This is a genomic window from Streptomyces sp. MBT65, from assembly GCF_016612545.1.
Classification (GTDB): domain Bacteria; phylum Actinomycetota; class Actinomycetes; order Streptomycetales; family Streptomycetaceae; genus Streptomyces.
This window is the reverse complement of record NZ_JAENRY010000092.1, coordinates 21,990-39,068: the sequence shown is the minus strand read 5'-3', so window position 1 is coordinate 39,068 and position 17,079 is coordinate 21,990. Positions and strand designations below refer to the sequence as shown.

15 protein-coding genes and 1 pseudogene are annotated in these 17,079 nt (G+C 70.6%); 13 read left to right on the top strand and 3 right to left on the bottom strand.

Features of this window, described 5'->3' with window-relative positions; translation table 11 throughout:
• The first annotated feature begins 108 nt into the window (after positions 1 to 108).
• Together JHN63_RS22065 and JHN63_RS22060 are read left to right on the top strand one after the other, a co-directional pair.
• On the top strand, positions 109 to 2,436 hold the full coding sequence (locus tag JHN63_RS22065) for a heavy metal translocating P-type ATPase (RefSeq protein ID WP_234477521.1): 2,328 nt from the start codon (positions 109 to 111) through the stop codon (positions 2,434 to 2,436).
• A gap of 249 nt (positions 2,437 to 2,685) precedes the next feature.
• Positions 2,686 to 3,045 (top strand): DUF2231 domain-containing protein, encoded by a 360-nt coding sequence (locus tag JHN63_RS22060; protein ID WP_307781951.1) that lies wholly within the window; start codon positions 2,686 to 2,688, stop codon positions 3,043 to 3,045.
• 152 nt (positions 3,046 to 3,197) lie between these two features.
• Here JHN63_RS22060 and JHN63_RS22055 read toward each other — a convergent pair whose 3' ends face one another.
• Complete coding sequence (locus tag JHN63_RS22055; protein ID WP_234477515.1) at positions 3,198 to 3,632, bottom strand: hypothetical protein; 435 nt, start codon at positions 3,630 to 3,632, stop codon at positions 3,198 to 3,200.
• 363 nt (positions 3,633 to 3,995) lie between these two features.
• Between JHN63_RS22055 and JHN63_RS22050 the strand changes: the two genes are divergently transcribed.
• The 8 genes from JHN63_RS22050 to JHN63_RS22015 all read left to right on the top strand — a co-directional run bounded on the left by JHN63_RS22050 (position 3,996) and on the right by JHN63_RS22015 (position 13,147).
• Positions 3,996 to 5,723 (top strand): GAF domain-containing protein, encoded by a 1,728-nt coding sequence (locus tag JHN63_RS22050; protein WP_200682841.1) that lies wholly within the window; start codon positions 3,996 to 3,998, stop codon positions 5,721 to 5,723.
• Positions 5,724 to 5,943: 220 nt separating this feature from the next.
• On the top strand, positions 5,944 to 7,245 hold the full coding sequence (locus JHN63_RS22045; RefSeq protein WP_200682840.1) for a GAF domain-containing protein: 1,302 nt from the start codon (positions 5,944 to 5,946) through the stop codon (positions 7,243 to 7,245).
• 66 nt (positions 7,246 to 7,311) lie between these two features.
• Entirely contained in the window at positions 7,312 to 8,832 is a 1,521-nt protein-coding gene (locus JHN63_RS22040; RefSeq protein ID WP_200682839.1) for an aldehyde dehydrogenase family protein, read from the top strand.
• Between the two features lie 14 nt (positions 8,833 to 8,846).
• Positions 8,847 to 9,215 (top strand): DUF779 domain-containing protein, encoded by a 369-nt coding sequence (locus tag JHN63_RS22035; protein ID WP_200682838.1) that lies wholly within the window; start codon positions 8,847 to 8,849, stop codon positions 9,213 to 9,215.
• A 10-nt stretch (positions 9,216 to 9,225) separates the two neighbouring features.
• Complete coding sequence (locus tag JHN63_RS22030) at positions 9,226 to 10,239, top strand: zinc-dependent alcohol dehydrogenase (protein ID WP_200682837.1); 1,014 nt, start codon at positions 9,226 to 9,228, stop codon at positions 10,237 to 10,239.
• 42 nt (positions 10,240 to 10,281) lie between these two features.
• Complete coding sequence (locus JHN63_RS22025; protein ID WP_200682836.1) at positions 10,282 to 11,415, top strand: NAD(P) transhydrogenase subunit alpha; 1,134 nt, start codon at positions 10,282 to 10,284, stop codon at positions 11,413 to 11,415.
• Positions 11,412 to 11,726 carry an NAD(P) transhydrogenase subunit alpha gene (locus JHN63_RS22020; RefSeq protein WP_200682835.1) on the top strand — a complete coding sequence of 105 codons (315 nt, stop codon included), beginning with the start codon at positions 11,412 to 11,414 and terminating at the stop codon, positions 11,724 to 11,726. Before JHN63_RS22025 ends, JHN63_RS22020 begins: the two co-directional genes overlap by 4 nt.
• A gap of 5 nt (positions 11,727 to 11,731) precedes the next feature.
• Positions 11,732 to 13,147 (top strand): NAD(P)(+) transhydrogenase (Re/Si-specific) subunit beta, encoded by a 1,416-nt coding sequence (locus JHN63_RS22015; RefSeq protein WP_200682834.1) that lies wholly within the window; start codon positions 11,732 to 11,734, stop codon positions 13,145 to 13,147.
• A gap of 63 nt (positions 13,148 to 13,210) precedes the next feature.
• Here JHN63_RS22015 and JHN63_RS22010 read toward each other — a convergent pair whose 3' ends face one another.
• Both JHN63_RS22010 and JHN63_RS54740 read right to left on the bottom strand, forming a co-directional pair.
• The gene (locus JHN63_RS22010) at positions 13,211 to 13,999 is read right to left on the bottom strand and encodes a universal stress protein (RefSeq protein WP_374222938.1); all 789 of its coding nucleotides are present in this window, start codon (positions 13,997 to 13,999) and stop codon (positions 13,211 to 13,213) included.
• A gap of 53 nt (positions 14,000 to 14,052) precedes the next feature.
• Positions 14,053 to 14,097, bottom strand: a pseudogene (locus JHN63_RS54740) (hypothetical protein); the annotation flags it as partial.
• Between the two features lie 182 nt (positions 14,098 to 14,279).
• Between JHN63_RS54740 and JHN63_RS22005 the strand changes: the two are divergent.
• The 3 genes from JHN63_RS22005 (at position 14,280) to JHN63_RS21995 (ending at position 17,030) form a co-directional block, all read left to right on the top strand.
• Entirely contained in the window at positions 14,280 to 14,951 is a 672-nt protein-coding gene (locus JHN63_RS22005) for a CBS domain-containing protein (protein ID WP_200682872.1), read from the top strand.
• Between the two features lie 114 nt (positions 14,952 to 15,065).
• Positions 15,066 to 15,488: an Hsp20/alpha crystallin family protein gene (locus tag JHN63_RS22000; protein ID WP_200682833.1), complete on the top strand. Its 423-nt coding sequence runs from the start codon at positions 15,066 to 15,068 to the stop codon at positions 15,486 to 15,488.
• A 99-nt stretch (positions 15,489 to 15,587) separates the two neighbouring features.
• Positions 15,588 to 17,030, top strand: coding sequence for an MBL fold metallo-hydrolase RNA specificity domain-containing protein (locus JHN63_RS21995; protein WP_200682832.1), 1,443 nt, complete (start codon positions 15,588 to 15,590; stop codon positions 17,028 to 17,030).
• The last annotated feature ends 49 nt before the right edge of the window (positions 17,031 to 17,079 follow it).

Genomic DNA, 17,079 nt, shown 5'->3' with positions numbered 1-17,079 from the left:
CCCTGCCGTCCGTCGCCGGGTGCGCGGTTGCATGGAAACCCGGGGATGCCGCCGCGCCCGGTGGCGTGCATGCCCGGAGAAAGCCGGAGGGCCACTGCCGTGTCACAGCTGGGAGCCACCGGAGACGACGGGCGGGGGAGGCAGGCCCGGAGTGTCCGTGGACTGCTCGAACCGGCCCTGCTGGTCGTGACGGCGACCGCCCTTCTCAGCGGCGGAATCGCCTGGGCGGCCGGGAGCCGGAACGTCGCCGACGCCTGCTGGGCGGCGGGCACGGTGGTGGCCGCCGTTCCCGCCGTGGCCTGGGTCCTGGCCGCGGTACGGAAGGGACGGGCCGGCGTCGACCTGATCGCGGTGCTCGCCCTGGCCGGGACCCTCGCGGTGGGCGAGTACCTGGCGGGTGCCCTGATCGCGCTGATGCTGGCGACCGGCCGGGCGCTGGATGCCGCCGCCGAGCGCCGGGCCTCGCGCGACCTGCGGGCCCTGCTGGAGCACGCCCCCCGCTCGGCCCGCCGCCGGACCGGCCGGGAGGTGGCCGTGGTTCCGCTCGCGGACGTCGTCGTCGGCGACGTACTCGTGGTCGGCCCGGGAGACGTAGTCCCCGTCGACGGCAACATCCTGGACGGTACGGCGGAACTCGACGAGTCCGTGCTGACCGGCGAGTCCGCCCAGGTCGAGCGCGGCGCCGGCGAGGCCGTACGCAGCGGCGTCGTCAACGCGGGCGGCGTCTTCGAACTCCGGGCGACCGCCACCGCGCAGGACAGCACGTACGCGGAGATCGTACGGCTGGCTCAGCACGCGGTCGCGGAACGGGCACCCACCGTGCGGTTGGCGGAGCGTTACGCGGCCTGGTTCCTGCCGCTGTCGCTGGGGTTGGCCGGTGTCGCCTGGCTGCTGAGCGGGTCCGCTGTCCGCGCGGTCGCCGTCCTTGTCGTGGCGACGCCCTGCCCACTCCTGCTCGCCGCACCGGTCGCCATCGTCTCGGGACTGTCGCGTGCGGCCCGCCGCGGTGTCATCGTCCGGGACGGTGGAGCGCTGGAGCGCCTGGGGCGGGCCCGCACCTTGGTGATCGACAAGACCGGCACCCTGACGGTCGGCCGACCGCACGTCCTGGCGGTCGCCGCCGCCCCCGGCCGGTCGCCGTCCGAGGTGCTGCGGCTGACCGCCTCGCTCGACCAGGTCTCCGCGCATGTGCTGGCCGACGCGATCGTCCGCGAAGCACGGGCCCGGGGCCTCGCGCTGTCCATGCCCGTCGACGCCACCGAGGAACCAGGACGCGGCCCCTCGGGCACAGTGGACGGACTGCATCTCGGTGTCGGCAAGTCCGGTGTTCCGCATGCGGCCCTCCCCGACTGGGCCCATGCCGTGGACAACCGGGCCGTTCTCGACGGGGCCGCCATCGCCTGGCTCACCGTCGACGACGCGCCCGCCGGCGCCGTCCTGCTCCAGGACCCGCTGCGCCACGACGCCCCACGCACGGTCCGCCGGCTGCGGTCGGCGGGGCTGACCCGGCTGCTCATGCTCACCGGTGACCGCGCCGAACCCGCCCGCGAAGTGGGAGCCGTCCTGGGCCTCGACGACGTCCGGGCCGGTCAGCTCCCCGCCGACAAGGTCGCGGCAGTACAGGAGGAACGCGCGCGGGCCGTCACCGTCATGGTGGGCGACGGCGTCAACGACGCACCCGCCCTGGCCGCCGCCGACATCGGCGTGGCCATGGGCGCCCGCGGCTCCACCGCGACCTCCGAAGCCGCCGACATCATCCTCACGACCGACCGGGTCGACCGCCTCGCCGACGCCATGGAGATCGCCGTACGGGCCCGCCGGATCGCGGTCCAGAGCGCCGCGGGCGGAATGGCGATGTCACTGCTCGCCATGATCGCGGCCCTCCTCGGCTGGCTGCCGCCCGCCGTCGGCGCCCTTCTCCAGGAAGGCATCGACGTCGCCGTCATCCTCAACGCCCTGCGCGCACTGCTGCCGGCCCATGGCGCCCGGACCGCTCTCGAACCGGACGCCGAGGACCTCATCCACCGCTTCGCCGCCGAACACGACGACCTCCGGGACGCCCTGGACGCCATCCGCGAAGCCGCCGGCCTGCTCTCCGCGCAGGACGGTCCCCGGTCACTGGCCGCCGTGCGCCACGTCGACCAGCTGCTCACCACCCGGCTGCTCCCCCACGAATACGCGGAGGAACACCAGCTCTACCCGGCCCTGAACAGACAACTGGGGGGCCCGGAGACCACCGAAACCATGAGCCGGGCCCACACCGAGATCGCCCGCCTGTCCCGCCGCATCACCACCCACCTCCGCATGGCCGACGAGACGGGCGCGCTGAAGCCGGAACAGATCGACGACCTGCGAGCCTGCCTGTACGGGCTCCACTCCGTCCTCCGCCTGCACTTCAGTCAGGAGGAGGAGAGCTACTTCTCACTCGCTCCCTGAGCCGGCTCACCCGGCACCCATGTGGTCAATGAGCCTGACGGGACTCAGAGGCAACTGAGAGTTCCCTGTGAAAAATTGAGCCGCGGTACCCCCAACACCCCCTGGAGAAAGCCCACATGAGTCTCACTGTCGTCAATGGACTGCCCGCACATGTCCTGTTCGTGCACTTCGTCATCGTGCTTGTACCCTTGAGCGCCCTGGCACTCGTGGTGTGTGCGGCTTGGCCTGCTGCTGCCGATCCTCGCGCTCGTGACGTTGGCCAGTGTTCCGGTGGCCACCCATGCGGGGGAGTGGCTGGAACAGCATGTCGGCAGCGACCCGTTGGTGCGCAAGCACGCCGAACTCGGCGACGGTCTGCTCCCGTGGGCTCTGGGCCTCTTCGTGATCTCGATCATCGTCTGGTGGACGGCCCGCCGCTCATCACCCGACAAGGAGGGCGTGCCGAGTGCTTCATGGTCGCCCTCGGTACTGGTTCGGGGCGTGGTCGTGACCCTTTCCCTCGCTGTCGCGGTCGGCGCCGTGGTGGACGTCTACCGGATCGGCGACTCGGGCGCCAAGGCCGCCTGGAAAGACAACTACTCCAAGACGGCCACACAGAACGGCGGCTGACAGGACGGGGCCGACGGTGCGCCCCGAATCCTCCGGACCTGCAGTGGTGCTGCTGTCGAGGTGAACTCGGGCGGGATCCGGTCCGGCACGGCCTTGCCCGCCGCGCGCCTGTCAGTCGGGCGACGGCGTGCTCGTCGACAAAGAGGCGTTCCCTAGCGGTGGTTGGGGGTTCGCCCGGATGCCGACGGCGGCGGCCGATCTTCGGCAGTGCGGGCAGGGCGAGGAAGCCCTCGGCGCGGGCGGCGGCGAACACGATGCGGGGCGCCGGAGGCCACGCCTGATGCCAGGATCAGCTCCAGGACGGAACCGGCGTAGAGCAGCGGGACCAGAACCGGGGTCCACGCCGGTAGCCGCCGCCACGGCAGAAGGAAGGCTCCGGCACACACGAGCAGGAGCGCGATGCTCGACCAGTACTCCGGCCAGGACTGCACGTCACCGTCCGGTACCAGGACACTGACCGTGGCCATCACGGCGACCAGCCCGAACGGCACGGCCCTCGACACCAGGCCGGGCTGCTGGAACTGCCAACCGACGGTGTCGCCGTCGGTATCGGTCAGGGCTCGCCAGGGATCGGTCTGAGAATCCACAGCACACTCCCCGGGGAGCTGCAACACTCGAAGGCCGTGCCGTCAGGCACGTGCGACCGTGCGCATCGTATCGACGTAGACCTACGACCTATAGAGAGCAGTCGACCTCGAAACCGCTGCGCTTCGACTTGGGTCATGAACCAACACGCCGGGCCACTGACCAGTGCGGATACATGGGTCAGGACGGTTGCGGCCAGGCACTTCGCCCCAGAGTCGGCTCCGTTGATAGAAGGCTGGTCAAAATTGCCGACCAGGGCACCACAGGGGCTTGATCCCATGTCCTGACCGGCCTCCGACCGATACCGTGGCACAAGACCAGATAGGTCGACCTGCGGTGTGGTTAGGCGATCTGGAGGATCACCGGTGGCGAGCGTTGAGGAGTCCCGGGAAGCCCGTATACGGCTGCCGCAGTTGAAGCTGGACGAGCTGCTGGAGGAGCTCCAGGCGCGGTTGGACGCGGCACGGGGTACTCGCGACCGGGTGCACAGTCTGCTGGAGGCGGTGCTCTCCGTCGGTAGGGAGCTGGAGCTGGAGCAGGCCCTGCACAGCATCGTCGAGGCCGCCGCGGTGCTGGTCGACGCCGAGTACGCGGCGCTCGGCGTGATCACCCCGGACGGAAAGGCACTGTCGGCCTTCCACACGGTCGGCGTCTCCGAGGAGCAGATCGCCCGCATCGGCCCGTACCCGGAGGGCCACGGCATCCTCGGCGAGCTGATCCGGCATCCCGAACCCCTGCGTCTCGTGAAGATCTCCGAGCACCCGGCCTCGTACGGCTTCCCGCCCAACCACCCGCCGATGAACACCTTTCTTGGCGTACCGATCCGGGTGCGCGACCAGGTCTTCGGCAACCTCTATCTGACCGAGAAGCGAGCCGGAGCGCAGTTCGACGACGAGGACGAGTCCGTCCTGTCCACTCTGGCGGTGGCGGCCGGTGTCGCGATCGACAACGCCCGTCTGTACGAGGAGTCCCGGCTGCGGGAACGCTGGCTGCGGGCGAACGCGGAGATCACCCACACCCTGATGTCCGGCGACGCCCACACCAAGGTTCTCGCCCTGATCGCCGAGCGGGCCGGTGAGATCACCGGCTCCGCGCTCGCGGCGGTCGCCTTGCCGATGGAGGACACCGAGACGCTCGCCGTGGAGATCGCCGTTGGTATGGACGCCGAGGCGCACCAGGGGCTGATCTTGCCCATGGACCGCAGCCTGATGGGGTTGGCCTTCTCCGGTGCCGCTCCCGTCACCAGCGCGGACGCGAGTCACGACGGTCGTATCTCCTTGGAACCAAGGCGCTTCGAGGGGCTTGGCCCTGCGGTGGCCGTGCCCATCGGTGCCGGCGAGGCCGGTGTGCGCGGCGTGGTCCTGCTGGCGCGAGAAGCCGGGCGGCAGCCCTTCTCGGAGACAGAGACCGAGACCCTGCAGGCCTTCGCCGCGCAGGCGGCCGTAGCGATGGAGCTGGCCGAACGTCGCCGGGACGCCGAGAAGGTCGCGGTGCTCCAGGACCGCGACCGTATCGCCCGTGACCTGCACGACCTCGCCATCCAAAGGTTGTTCGCCACCGGTATGACCCTCCAGAGCGCGGGCCGCTTCATCGACCACACCGGGGCCGCCGAGCGCGTGGCGCGGGCAGTCGACGACCTCGACGAGACCATCAAGATCATCAGGTCGACGATCTTCGGCCTGCGGGCCCGTGACGGCGGTGCCGGGACGGGCCTCCGAGCCCGTGTCGTCCGCGCGGTCGGCGAAGCCGCCCCTGTGCTCGGCTTCGCCCCCAGCGTGCGCATGGAGGGTCTCGTCGACACCGACGTGCCGCGGGAAATCGCCGACCATGTGATCGCCGTGCTGACCGAGGCGCTGACCAACATCGCCCGACACGCGCAGGCCGGCCGTGCCGACGTCGCGCTGGAGACCGACGGCCGTGAGGTGCGTCTGACCGTGACCGACAACGGCGTGGGCATTCCGGCCGACGGCCGCCGCAGCGGGCTGCGCAATATCCGGGAGCGAGCTGAGAACCTCGGCGGAGACCTGGAGCTGAGCCGTCCGGAGGGCGGCGGCAGCACGCTGGTGTGGCGGGTTCCGGTGGCGGAGCAGTAGGGGAGTCTCCCACCGCGCCGAACCGTACGCCAACGAGCCGTGCGGTCCGTCGACCACGGCCGGGTGGCCCATGGCTCCGCCGTGCTCCCGGTCTCCGGCCACAACCTCCTGCCGGGACCCGAGAGACCCTGTCACCAGGGCCGTTCGGCCTCTGCAGTTCGTCCCGTCGTACGGCTGAGGTGGATGTGACGGACCCGGCGAACGGCACCTGGGATGTGCGATGGACGCTTCCACCACCTCGGCGACAGCTCTGCGCGCGGCACACGAACGGTTCGTGACGGCGCCCGGAGCGGTGTCGCACGTACGTGACCTGGTCGCCGCGTCGTGGCGGCGCTGCGAGAGGTACGGCGTCCGTCCCGACGGCAGCCGGTTGCCGCTCCTGCACACGGCATCCGGGGAACTGGCCGCATACCGGCGCACCCATCCGCTGGCCACGGCTCTTCCCCTGTTCCGGGAGCTGCTGGGGGCCGGTGCCGCCGACGACGGGCACATCTTCGCCGTCGCCGATGCCGACGGCACCCTGCTCTGGGTCGAGGGTGACCTCGCGACCATGGAGCGGGGTGAGCGGATGCACTTCGCAGAGGGCGCCGACTGGTCCGAGAAGCGGGCCGGGACCAACGCCCCTGGCACCGCACTGGAGTTGGGCCACCCCGTCCAGATCGTGACCGGCGAGCACTACAGCTCCGCCGTGCACGCCTGGTCGTGCGCCGCCGCCCCGATCCGCGATCCCGCCACCGGACGCGTCCTCGGGGTGGTCGACCTCTCCGGCGGCGCCACCATCGCCACACCTCCGGCCCTGGCCGCCGTACGAGGAGCGGCCCTCGCCGCAGAGGCACATCTCGCCCGGACGTTGACCACACCGGTGAGGATGCCGGACCCGGTCGGATACGACGACGTACGGCTGAAGGTTCTCGGCCGGGACTGCGCCCTACTGGAATCCGGTGGACGATTCCTGCGGCTGAGCCCGCGCCACAGCGAGATCGCGCTGGCGCTCGCCCTGGCCGGTCAAGGAGTGACGGGCGACCGGCTCGCCGTTGAACTGTCGGACCGGGAGGTTCCGCCCTCGACGCTGCGGGCCGAGATGACCCGGCTGCGTGCCGTCCTCGGCCCCACCCTGCTCGGCTCGCGGCCGTACGCGCTGCTGCGCCCGGTGCGGACCGACCTCGGCGAGATCTCCGACCTCCTCGCCGAAGGGCGGGTGGCGCAGGCCCTCGCCCGCTACCCCGGGCCGTTGCTGCCGCGCTCCGACGCGCCGGTCGTGGTGGAGCAACGGCGTTGTCTGGAGCAGCAGTTGCGTGGTGCCGTGCTCGGCAGCGGCGATTCCGAATTGTTGCGTCGCTGGATCGCCGCGGACTGGGGTGCCGACGACATCCCCGCATGGTCCGCCCTCGCTCACGTCCTGCCGTGCGGATCGCCGCAGCGCGCAGCCGCGGCGGCCCGCGCCCACGCGCTGGACGCCGAGAGCGCCGTCCCGCCGCAGGTCGTACGGCATGCAGCGGTGTTGCAGCGTTCGCGTTCCTAGCGTGTTGAGCATCACCACGAACGTCGTGATGAGAAACCCGAGGGAACCCGAGGAAAGGGGACGGTCATGAAGTACCAGCCTCCGGGCAGGCCGGGCAGCCCCGTGGACGTCGCGCCCCGCTACGAGAACTTCATCGGCGGCAAGTGGCAGGCACCCACCACCGGCCAGTACTCGCCCGACCTGTGTCCCGCCACCGCCGAGCCGATCTGCGAGGTCCCGAAGTCCGGGCCCGAGGACATCGAACTCGCCCTGGACGCCGCGCACTCCGCACAGCCCAAGTGGGGTGAGGCGTCCGCCACTCAGCGCGCCGCCGCCCTCAACGCGGTCGCCGACGCGATCGACGCCCATCGCGAGGAACTGGCGATCGCCGAGAGCTGGGAGAACGGCAAGCCGGTCCGCGAGACCCTCGCGGCCGACATCCCCCTCGCGGCCGACCACTTCCGCTACTTCGCGGCCGCGATCCGTGCCGAGGAGAGCTCGATCACCGAGATCGACAAGGACACGGTGGCCTACCACTTCCACGAGCCGCTGGGAGTGGTCGGCCAGATCATCCCGTTCAACTTCCCGCTGCTGATGGCCGCGTGGAAGCTGGCCCCGGCGCTCGCCGCCGGCAACGCCACGGTGATCAAGCCCGCCTCCCCGACCCCGTGGTCCATCCTCAAGCTGATGGAGGTCGTCGGCGACCACCTGCCGCCCGGTGTCCTCAACGTCGTCAACGGCCCCGGCGCGGAGATCGGCAAGGCGCTGGCCACCAACAAGCGCATCGCCAAGGTCGCCTTCACCGGCGAGACCACCACCGGCCGCCTGATCATGCAGTACGCGGCCCAGAACATCATCCCGGTCACGCTGGAGCTGGGCGGCAAGTCGCCGAACATCTTCTTCAACGACGTGGCCGTGAAGGACGACGACTTCCTCAACAAGGCCGTCGAGGGACTCGTCCTGTACGCGTTCAACAAGGGCGAGGTCTGCACCTGCCCCTCGCGCGCCCTCATCCAGGAGGACATCTACGAGGAGTTTATGGGCCGCTGCATCGAGCGCATCCGCGCCATCAAGCAGGGCGACCCGCTCGACACCGCGACCATGATCGGCCCTCAGGTCTCCAGGCAGCAGGTCGAGAAGATCGCGTCGTACGTCGAGATCGGTCTGAAGGAGGGCGCGGAACTGCTCGTCGGCGGCCACCGGCCCACCATGGAAGGGGAGTTCGCGAACGGCTACTTCTACGAGCCGACCGTCCTCAAGGGCCACAACAGGATGCGCGTCTTCCAGGAGGAGATCTTCGGACCCGTCCTCGCCGTCACCACCTTCAAGGACGAGGCCGAGGCCCTGGAGATCGCCAACGACACGCTCTACGGCCTCGGGGCCGGCGTGTGGAGCCGCGACACCGCGCTCACCTACAGGATGGGCCGCGCCATCAAGGCCGGCCGGGTCTGGACGAACTGCTACCACCAGTACCCCGCGGGTGCCGCGTTCGGTGGCTACAAGGTCTCCGGCATCGGCCGCGAGAACCACAAGATGATGCTCGACCACTACAGCCAGACCAAGAACCTCCTGGTCAGCTACAGCGACAAGCCCCTCGGCCTGTTCTAGAGGAGCGCAGCGACATGCCCGGAACAGTCGAGTACGGCACCGTCGGGCGCGTCACCGCAACGCGTGCGGCGCGCAAGGCCATCGCGGCCCTGCGCGCCGCCCACGGCCGGCCCGTGATGTTCGTCCAGTCGGGCGGCTGCTGCGACGGCAGCGACCCGATGTGCTTCCCGGGCGGCGAATTCGCCCTGGGTGACGGCGACATGCTCGTCGGCGTGGTGGAGGGCTGCACCTTCCACGTGAACGCCGACCAGTACGAGGCGCACGGCCGCCCCTTCTACGTCCTGGACGTGGAACCGGGCACACCGGGCGGCTTCTCCCTCGCAGCCGGAGAAGGGCTGCATTTCGTGACCCGGGTCAAGGCGGCCCGGTGCACGACGACTTGAGGAGCAGATCATGAAGGCAGCAGTCGTCACCGACTTCGGTAAGCCACTGGAGATCCAGGACCTTCCCGTCCCCGAGCCCGGCCCCGGCCAGGTGCTCGTGAAGATGGAGGCCTCCGGCCTCTGCCACACCGACATCCACGCGGCCCACGGCGACTGGCCGGTCAAGCCGCGGCCACCCTTCATCCCCGGCCACGAAGGCGTCGGCCCCGTACAGGCCGTCGGCGCGGGCGTGTCCCACGACCTGATCGGCAAGCGGGTCGCGATCCCGTGGCTCGGCTCGTCCTGCGGCACCTGCCGCTACTGCGTCTCCGGCTGGGAGACCCTCTGCGAGAGCCAGGTCAACTCCGGCTATTCCGTGGACGGTTGCTACGCCGAATACGCCGTCGCCGACGCGGGCGCGATCGTCCGGGTCCCCGACGGAGTGTCGTCCTTCGACGCGGCACCGCTGACCTGCGCGGGCGTCACCACGTACAAGGCGATCAAGGTCGCCCGGGTGACCCCGGCCGAGCGGGTCGCCGTCTTCGGCATCGGCGGCCTCGGCCACCTGGCGCTCCAGTACGCGCGCCTCGTCGGCGGGTTCGTCACCGCCGTCGACCTCGAACCCGACAAGCTCGGCCTCGCCCACCAGCTCGGCGCCGACCTGACCGTCAACGCCCGCACGCATGACCCGGTCGAGGAGATCAAGAAGGCCGGTGGCGCCGACGTGGCCGTCGTGCTGGCCGCCGCGCCCCAGGCGTTCGAGCAGGCGTACCGGTCGCTCAACCGCGGCGGACGCCTCGTCATGGTCGCCCTGCCCGCCGACGACGCCGCGATCAACGTGCCGATCTTCGAGACCGTGCTCGGCGGGATCTCCGTCATCGGCTCCATCGTCGGCACCCGTCAGGACCTGTCCGAGGTGTTCGCGCTGCACGCGGCCGGCCGCACCAAGGTCATCGCCGAACCGCGGCGTCTGGACGAGGTCAACGACTCCTTCGACGAGGTCCTCGGCGGACGGGCCGAAGCACGGCTCGTCTTCGAGTTCTGAGCGGGTCCGGCGACCCCGGGCCACAGAGAGAGGCAGCAGATCATGGGAACCGTCACCGTAGGAGCCGTACGGGAGAGGGCCCCCGGTGAACGCCGGGTCGCGCTCGTCCCCGAGGCCGTAACCCTCCTGCGCCGGGCCGGAATCGACGTCCTCGTCGAGGCCGGTGCCGGGTCCGGCGCCTGGTTCGCCGACGCCGAGTACACCGAGGCCGGCGCGACCGTCGTATCCGTGGAGGAGTTGTACGCACGCGCGGACGCCGTGCTGTGCGTCGGACCGCCGGACCCGGAGAGCGCCGAGGCGCTGCGCACCGGGCAGACCCTGATCGGCCTGCTCGAACCGCTGCGCCATCCCGCCCTCGTCGACGAACTGACCGCGCGCGGGGTCCGCACGGTCAGCCTCGACCTGCTGCCCCGCACCCTCAGCCGCGCCCAGTCCATGGACGCGCTGACCTCGCAGGCCAACGTCGCCGGCTACAAGGCGGCGGTCCTCGCCGCCGACTCGTACGACCGGTTCTTCCCGATGCTGACCACCGCGGCGGGCACCATGCGCCCGGCGCAGGTCCTCGTCCTCGGCGCCGGAGTGGCCGGGCTGCAGGCGATCGCCACCGCCCGCCGCCTGGGCGCCGTCGTCTCGGCGTACGACGTACGCCCCGCGTCCCGAGGGGAGGTGGAGTCGCTCGGCGCCCGGTTCCTCGACATCCAGACCGTCCAGGCACCAGAACCGGGCGCCGAACAGACCGGCTACGCAGGGGAGTTGACCGAAGAAGAACAGCAGGCTCAGCGAGCCGCGCTGGACGAGCACATCGCCCGCTCCGACATCGTCATCACCACCGCCCAAGTGCCCGGCCGCAAACCGCCGTTGCTCGTGACCGCCGAGGTCGTAGGGCGGATGAAGCCCGGCTCGATCGTCGTCGACCTGGCGGCGAGCGAGTTCGGCGGCAACGTCGAGGGCACCGAGGCCGACAAGACCACCGTCCTGGACAACGGCGTCACCCTGATCGGCGCCGGCCGGCTGCCGTCCGCCATGGCGACCGCCGCGTCCACCGCCTACGCCCGCAACCTCGTCGCCGTGCTGCGTCATCTGGCGCCCGACGGCGAACTCGTCCTCGACCCGACCGACGAGATCACGGCCGCCCTGACCGGTGGAGCGTCCCAGACAGGAGGTGCATCCTCATGAACAACCTCGACCTCCTCACCGCGATCACCGTTTTCGTGCTGAGCGTCCTGGTCGGCATCGAGGTCATCAGCAAGGTCCCGGCTACCCTGCACACCCCGCTCATGTCCGGCTCGAACTCCGTGCACGGCATCGTCGTGATCGGCGCGATGCTCATCGCCGCCGGGTCGCACACCTGGCTCGGCTACGTCCTCGCCTTCGTGGCCATGGTGTTCGGCGCGATGAACGTGGTCGGCGGATACGTCGTCACCGACCGGATGCTGGAGATGTTCAAGGCCCGGCCCACCGCCGGCACCCGGGACAAGGAGGTGTGACCGCCATGGACACCGTCTCCAACGCCGTCCACTACGTCTTCCTGATCGCCGCCGCCTGCTTCGTGCTCGGCCTGCACCTGATGAACCACCCGCGCACGGCCCGCCGCGGCAACACGCTCTCCGCCGGGGCGATGGCCGTCGCGATCGGCGCCACGGTGTGGCTCGTCGTGCACGAGAACCGGATCACCGGCACCGGCTGGCTCGTCCTCGTCAGCGGTGGCCTCGTCGGCGCCGCACTCGGCCTGTGGGCCGCGCGCGAGGTCAAGATGACCGCGATGCCCCAACTGGTCAGCATCTTCAACGCTGTTGGCGGTGGTGCTGCTGCCCTCATCGCGGTCAACGACCTCCTCCAGGCCGACCGTCCGGCCGCGCTGGGCGCCCGCGTCTCGCTCCCGGGCGCCCTGAGCATCGTCATCGGCGCGGTCACCTTCTCCGGCTCGCTCGTCGCGGCGGGCAAGCTGCAGGGCCTCGTGTCCGGCTCGCCGGTGGTGTTCCCGGGGGCACGCCTGCTCAACGTGCTGCTGCCGGCGTCCTTCGCCGTCGGCACGGTCTGGCTGGTGCTGGCCCCGGACTCCGCAACAGCCCTGTACGGACTGGTCGTTGTCGCCCTTCTCTTCGGCGTGACCATGGTCCTGCCGATCGGTGGCGCCGACATGCCGGTGGTCATCGCCCTGCTGAACGCCTTCACGGGCTCGGCGGTCGCGATGGCCGGTTTCGTCCTCGACGAGACAGCCCTCATCATCGCGGGCATGCTCGTCAGCTCCTCGGGCGGCATCCTCACCAAACTGATGGCCGACGCCATGAACCGCTCCATCATGAACATCGTGATCGGCGGCTTCGGCACCGGCGACAGCCCCCCGGCGCCGACCGGATCCGGTGCTCCGGCCCAGGTACGCGCGCTCTCCGTCGACGACGTGGCGATCCAGCTCGCCTACGCGAGCAAGGTCGTCTTCGTCCCCGGGTACGGCCTCGCCGCAGCCCAGGCGCAGCACGAACTCGGCGACCTGGCCAAGCTGTTGACCGAGCACGGCGTCGATGTCAGCTACGCCGTCCACCCGGTGGCCGGCCGGATGCCGGGACACATGAACGTGCTCCTGGCCGAGGCCAACGTGCCGTACACACAGCTCAAGGAGATGGACGAGGTCAACCCCGAATTCCCGCAGGCGGACGTGGCGTTGGTGATCGGCGCCAACGACGTCACCAACCCGATCGCCCGCCGCCCCGGCAACGCGATCTCCGGTATGCCGATCCTCGACGTCGACAAGGCGAAGAGCGTTGTCGTCATCAAGCGCTCGATGGGCCACGGCTACGCGGGCGTCGACAACGAGCTGTACACCGACCCGAAGACCGGCATGTTCTTCACCGACGCGAAGAAGGGACTGACCGAACTCAAGGCGGCCGTCGGCGAGTTCGTCAGTTGAGCGGCAGAGATGAGTGAGGCCCACGCGGCCGGCGTGTGGGCCTCACTCATGTGTGGTGGTGCTTCACTCGTGCGGGACGATCGCGACCGGGCAGCGGACGTGGTGCATCACCGCGTGGTCGACCTGTCCGGTGTGCGCGCCGATCCTGGCCGGGCGGTTGCGGCGGCCGACGACCAGCAGGCCGGCGTCCGCGGTCGCGCTCTTGATCAGGTGCGCCGCATGGTCGTTCGCCACGAGTTCGTGGACCTCCACCGTCGGATACTTCTCGCGCCACGGCCCGAGGACCCTGGCCAGCTCCCGCTCGGCGTCGTCTTGCGCGCTCGTGTTCTTCGCGCCGGGCCCGGGCGAGATCGACTGCTGCCACGCGAGCACCACACGCAGCGGTGCGGACCGCAGGGCAGCGCTCTCGAAGGCGAACGCGAGCACGTCCTCGCACGGACGCGCCGTGTCGACACCCACCACGACTTCGCGGTACGGCGCACGGGCCGACGGCTTGCCGTCGGAGGCGGGGGTCTCGTCGGCCCGGACCAGCACGACCGGCCGCGTCACGTGAGCCACGGTGGCCAGCGCCACGGAACCGGCCAGGAACCCGCCGAATCCGCTGAACGCGCGGCTGCCCAGCACCAGCAACTCGGACTCCGCGCAGGCCGCCACAAGCGTGTCGGCCGGGGGCCGGGCGATCTGCTCGGCACTCAGATAGACCTGCGGATAACGCTCGTTGATCTGGTCCATGGCTTCGCGGAGAATCCGCCGCGTCCAGTACCGGGGCGCTTCCAACTCGGGCAGCGTCGACGGTTCGGGCGACGCTCCCTGCCACGCGTGCACCATGCGCAGCGGCGCACCGCGGCGCACCGCGGCGCACCGCGGCGCAGCGCCTCCCGCGCCGCCCAGTCGGCGGCGGCGAGGCTCTCGCGTGAACCGTCCAGTCCTACGACAACGGGACGCAGCACGGTCAACACCTCCCTGGATCGGTGGCCGCGGGCCGGTCCGCGGACCTCGTACTACCAGCGTCTCCGCGACGGCACCGTCGTAGGAGAGCCCATTGGGGTCCAGGTGGGGACCACTCGGCTCATGCGTCCTGTGCTGCCGTCGCCGAGGCTGGAGGTGTTCCGTGAGACCACCGGAGGACACCATGCATGGCATCCCGCACATCGTCTGCGACGTCATGACCCGCACCGTCGTTGCCCTCGGCCGCGATGCCGGGTTCAAAGAGATCGTCAAGACCATGCAGGAGTGGAAGGTCAGCGCCCTTCCCGTCCTGGACGACGAAGAACGCGTGATCGGAGTGGTCTCCGAGGCCGATCTGCTGCCCAAGGAGGCGTTCCACGACGGCGACCCGGACCGGTACTCCGAACTGCGCCGTCTGTCCGACCTGACGAAGGCCGGAGCCGTCACCGCGGCCGAGCTGATGACCGCACCGGCCCTCACCGTCCACGCCGACGCCACCCTCGCGCGGGCCGCGCGCACCATGGCTCAGACGCGGACCAAACGGCTCCCCGTGGTCGACGACCAGGGCCGGCTGAAGGGCATCGTCAGCCGCTCCGACCTGCTGAAGGTGTTTCTCCGGAGCGACGAGGACATCGCGGACGAGATCCGCCACGAGGTCGTCGCCCGCCTGTTCCCGGACTCGGTCGAACCGATCCGTGTGGAGGTGCGCGATGGTGTCGCGACCCTCGAAGGCCGCGTCCCCGACACCACCTTCGTGCCCGTCATCACGCGCCTGGTGCGGGCGGTGGAGGGAGTGGTGGACGTGGACTGCGTGCTCGTGGGGCCGCCGCGCCGTGCGGACCTCGAACCGCTCTGACCCCCGAAGTGATCGGCTGCCAGGGCCGACCGGGTCGAGCACGGGCCCGGTCGGCCCACGCGTGCGCCGCCCGAGCGCGGGACGCTGGAAGTGGCCAAGAAGAGGAGGGAGAACATGAACGGCATGATCGAGCGGCTGCCTGGCTGGCCGACGCTCCCCGACCTGTTCGGCTGGGTCGAGACCGGATTCCCGGGCGCGCACACGGTCCCAGGACTGCACACCATCCGGATCGAGGAGCACCTGACCGACGGGGCGTACGTGCTGCGGGCCGAGCTTCCCGGCATCGACCCCGCGAAGGACGTCGAGATCACGGTGACGGAAGGCGTTCTGACCCTGCGGTCCGAGCGCAGTGAGGAGACCACGCAGAAGCACCACACGGAGTTCCGCTACGGGAGCTTCGCCCGCTCCGTCCGGCTGCCCGCCGGCGCAAAGGGCGACGAGGCCACCGCCGCGTACAAGGACGGTGTCCTGACGATCACGGTCCCGGTGCCCGAGACGAAGACAGGCACCCGGACCATCCCGGTGCAGCACGGCTGAGCGCGCGCACGCGCCGTGCCGCATCACGTGGGCGCGGCCGGGACAGGGCCATCGGCCGCGCCCACGATCGAACCCCGCTCCTTCGACGAGGAGGCCGTCATGACCGTCAAAGAAGCACCACTGCAGGCACGCCCGGCCGAAGCACACACCAGACCCGCACTGCTCACCTTTCTGGGCGGCGTCGGAACGGTCACCGGCAGCAAGTTCCTCGTCGAGAGCGACCACGCGCGCGTGCTCGTCGACTGCGGCCTCTTCCAGGGCCTCGCCGATCTGCGCCGGATGAACTGGCGGCGGCTGTCCTGCGACGCCGGCGACATCGAGGCGGTCGTCGTCACCCACGCCCACCTCGACCACTGCGGATACCTGCCCAGACTGGTCCGCCACGGCTTCCACGGCCGCGTCGTGACGACCGAATACAGCGCCCGCCTCATCGAGATCGTGCTCCGGGACAGCGCCAAGCTCCAGATGGAAGCCGCCCAGCACGCCAACGACCACGGCTGGTCCGAACACCGGCCCGCACAGCCGCTCTACGACGACTCGGACGTCGACCGCACCCTCAAGCTCATCGACCCGGTACCGACCGGCGAGACCACCGAACTCGCCCCGCACACCCGCCTCACGCTGCACCCGGCCGGCCACATCCTCGGCTCGGCCTGGGCGCTGCTCACCCTGGAGGACGGACACACCCTCGCGGTCAGCGGTGACCTCGGGCGCCCTGGGCATCCCCTGCTACGGCCCCCGGAGCCGTTCTCCGGGGCGGACGTCCTGCTGATGGAGTCGACGTACGGGAATCGCCGCCACGAGGAGGACTCCGGGCGGGCCCACTTCGCCGACGTCCTGACCCGCACCCTGAGGAGGGGCGGCACGGTCGTCATCCCCGCGTTCGCCCTCGACCGCACCGAGGTCCTCCTGCACGAACTCGCCGAACTCCGCCGCCGGGGTGTGCTGCCCGCCGCCGTACCGGTGTACGTCGACAGCCCTATGGCGCTCGCCGCGCTGGACGTCTACCGGGACGCCGTCCTCGCCAAAGCCGCCGAACTGCGGCCCGAGGTCACGGCCGTAGGCACGGACGCGCTGAGCCCCGAGCCGTTCCTCGCGGCACGGACCGTCCAGGAGTCCATCGAGATCGGCCGTACCACCGGACCCGCCGTCATCGTCTCGGCGTCCGGCATGGCCACCGGCGGTCGCGTCCTGCACCACCTGGAACGCCTGCTGCCCGACCCGCGCAACACCGTCATGGTGGTGGGCTTCGCGGCGCAGGGCACCCGGGCACGCGACCTCGTCGACGGAGCCAAGGCGCTCAAGATGTTCGGCGAATACGTCCCGGTGCGCGCACAGGTTGCGGATGTACCGCACTTCTCGGCCCACGCGGACGCGGCTCAGATCCTCGACTGGCTGCAGGGCGCCGAGTCGGCCCCGCACACCACCTATCTGGTGCACGGCGAACCCGAGGCGGCCGAGGCGTTGCGGGACCGCATCGACCGGGCGCTGGGCTGGACGGCCGTGGTGCCGCGGTCGGGGGAGCGGGTCCTCGTGCGGTGACGGCTCAGTGAGCGTTTCAGTGGCCACTCTGAAACTGCTCACTGACCGA

What these genes read in the sequence shown, in the direction of transcription:
- JHN63_RS22045 (WP_200682840.1), top strand. Translation starts at nt 5,944, where the DNA reads ATGGACGCTTCCACCACCTCGGCGACAGCTCTGCGCGCGGCACACGAA.
- JHN63_RS22040 (WP_200682839.1), top strand. Translation starts at nt 7,312, where the DNA reads ATGAAGTACCAGCCTCCGGGCAGGCCGGGCAGCCCCGTGGACGTCGCG.
- JHN63_RS22035 (WP_200682838.1), top strand. Translation starts at nt 8,847, where the DNA reads ATGCCCGGAACAGTCGAGTACGGCACCGTCGGGCGCGTCACCGCAACG.
- JHN63_RS22030 (WP_200682837.1), top strand. Translation starts at nt 9,226, where the DNA reads ATGAAGGCAGCAGTCGTCACCGACTTCGGTAAGCCACTGGAGATCCAG.
- JHN63_RS22025 (WP_200682836.1), top strand. Translation starts at nt 10,282, where the DNA reads ATGGGAACCGTCACCGTAGGAGCCGTACGGGAGAGGGCCCCCGGTGAA.
- JHN63_RS22020 (WP_200682835.1), top strand. Translation starts at nt 11,412, where the DNA reads ATGAACAACCTCGACCTCCTCACCGCGATCACCGTTTTCGTGCTGAGC.
- JHN63_RS22015 (WP_200682834.1), top strand. Translation starts at nt 11,732, where the DNA reads ATGGACACCGTCTCCAACGCCGTCCACTACGTCTTCCTGATCGCCGCC.
- JHN63_RS22005 (WP_200682872.1), top strand. Translation starts at nt 14,280, where the DNA reads ATGCATGGCATCCCGCACATCGTCTGCGACGTCATGACCCGCACCGTC.
- JHN63_RS22000 (WP_200682833.1), top strand. Translation starts at nt 15,066, where the DNA reads ATGAACGGCATGATCGAGCGGCTGCCTGGCTGGCCGACGCTCCCCGAC.
- JHN63_RS21995 (WP_200682832.1), top strand. Translation starts at nt 15,588, where the DNA reads ATGACCGTCAAAGAAGCACCACTGCAGGCACGCCCGGCCGAAGCACAC.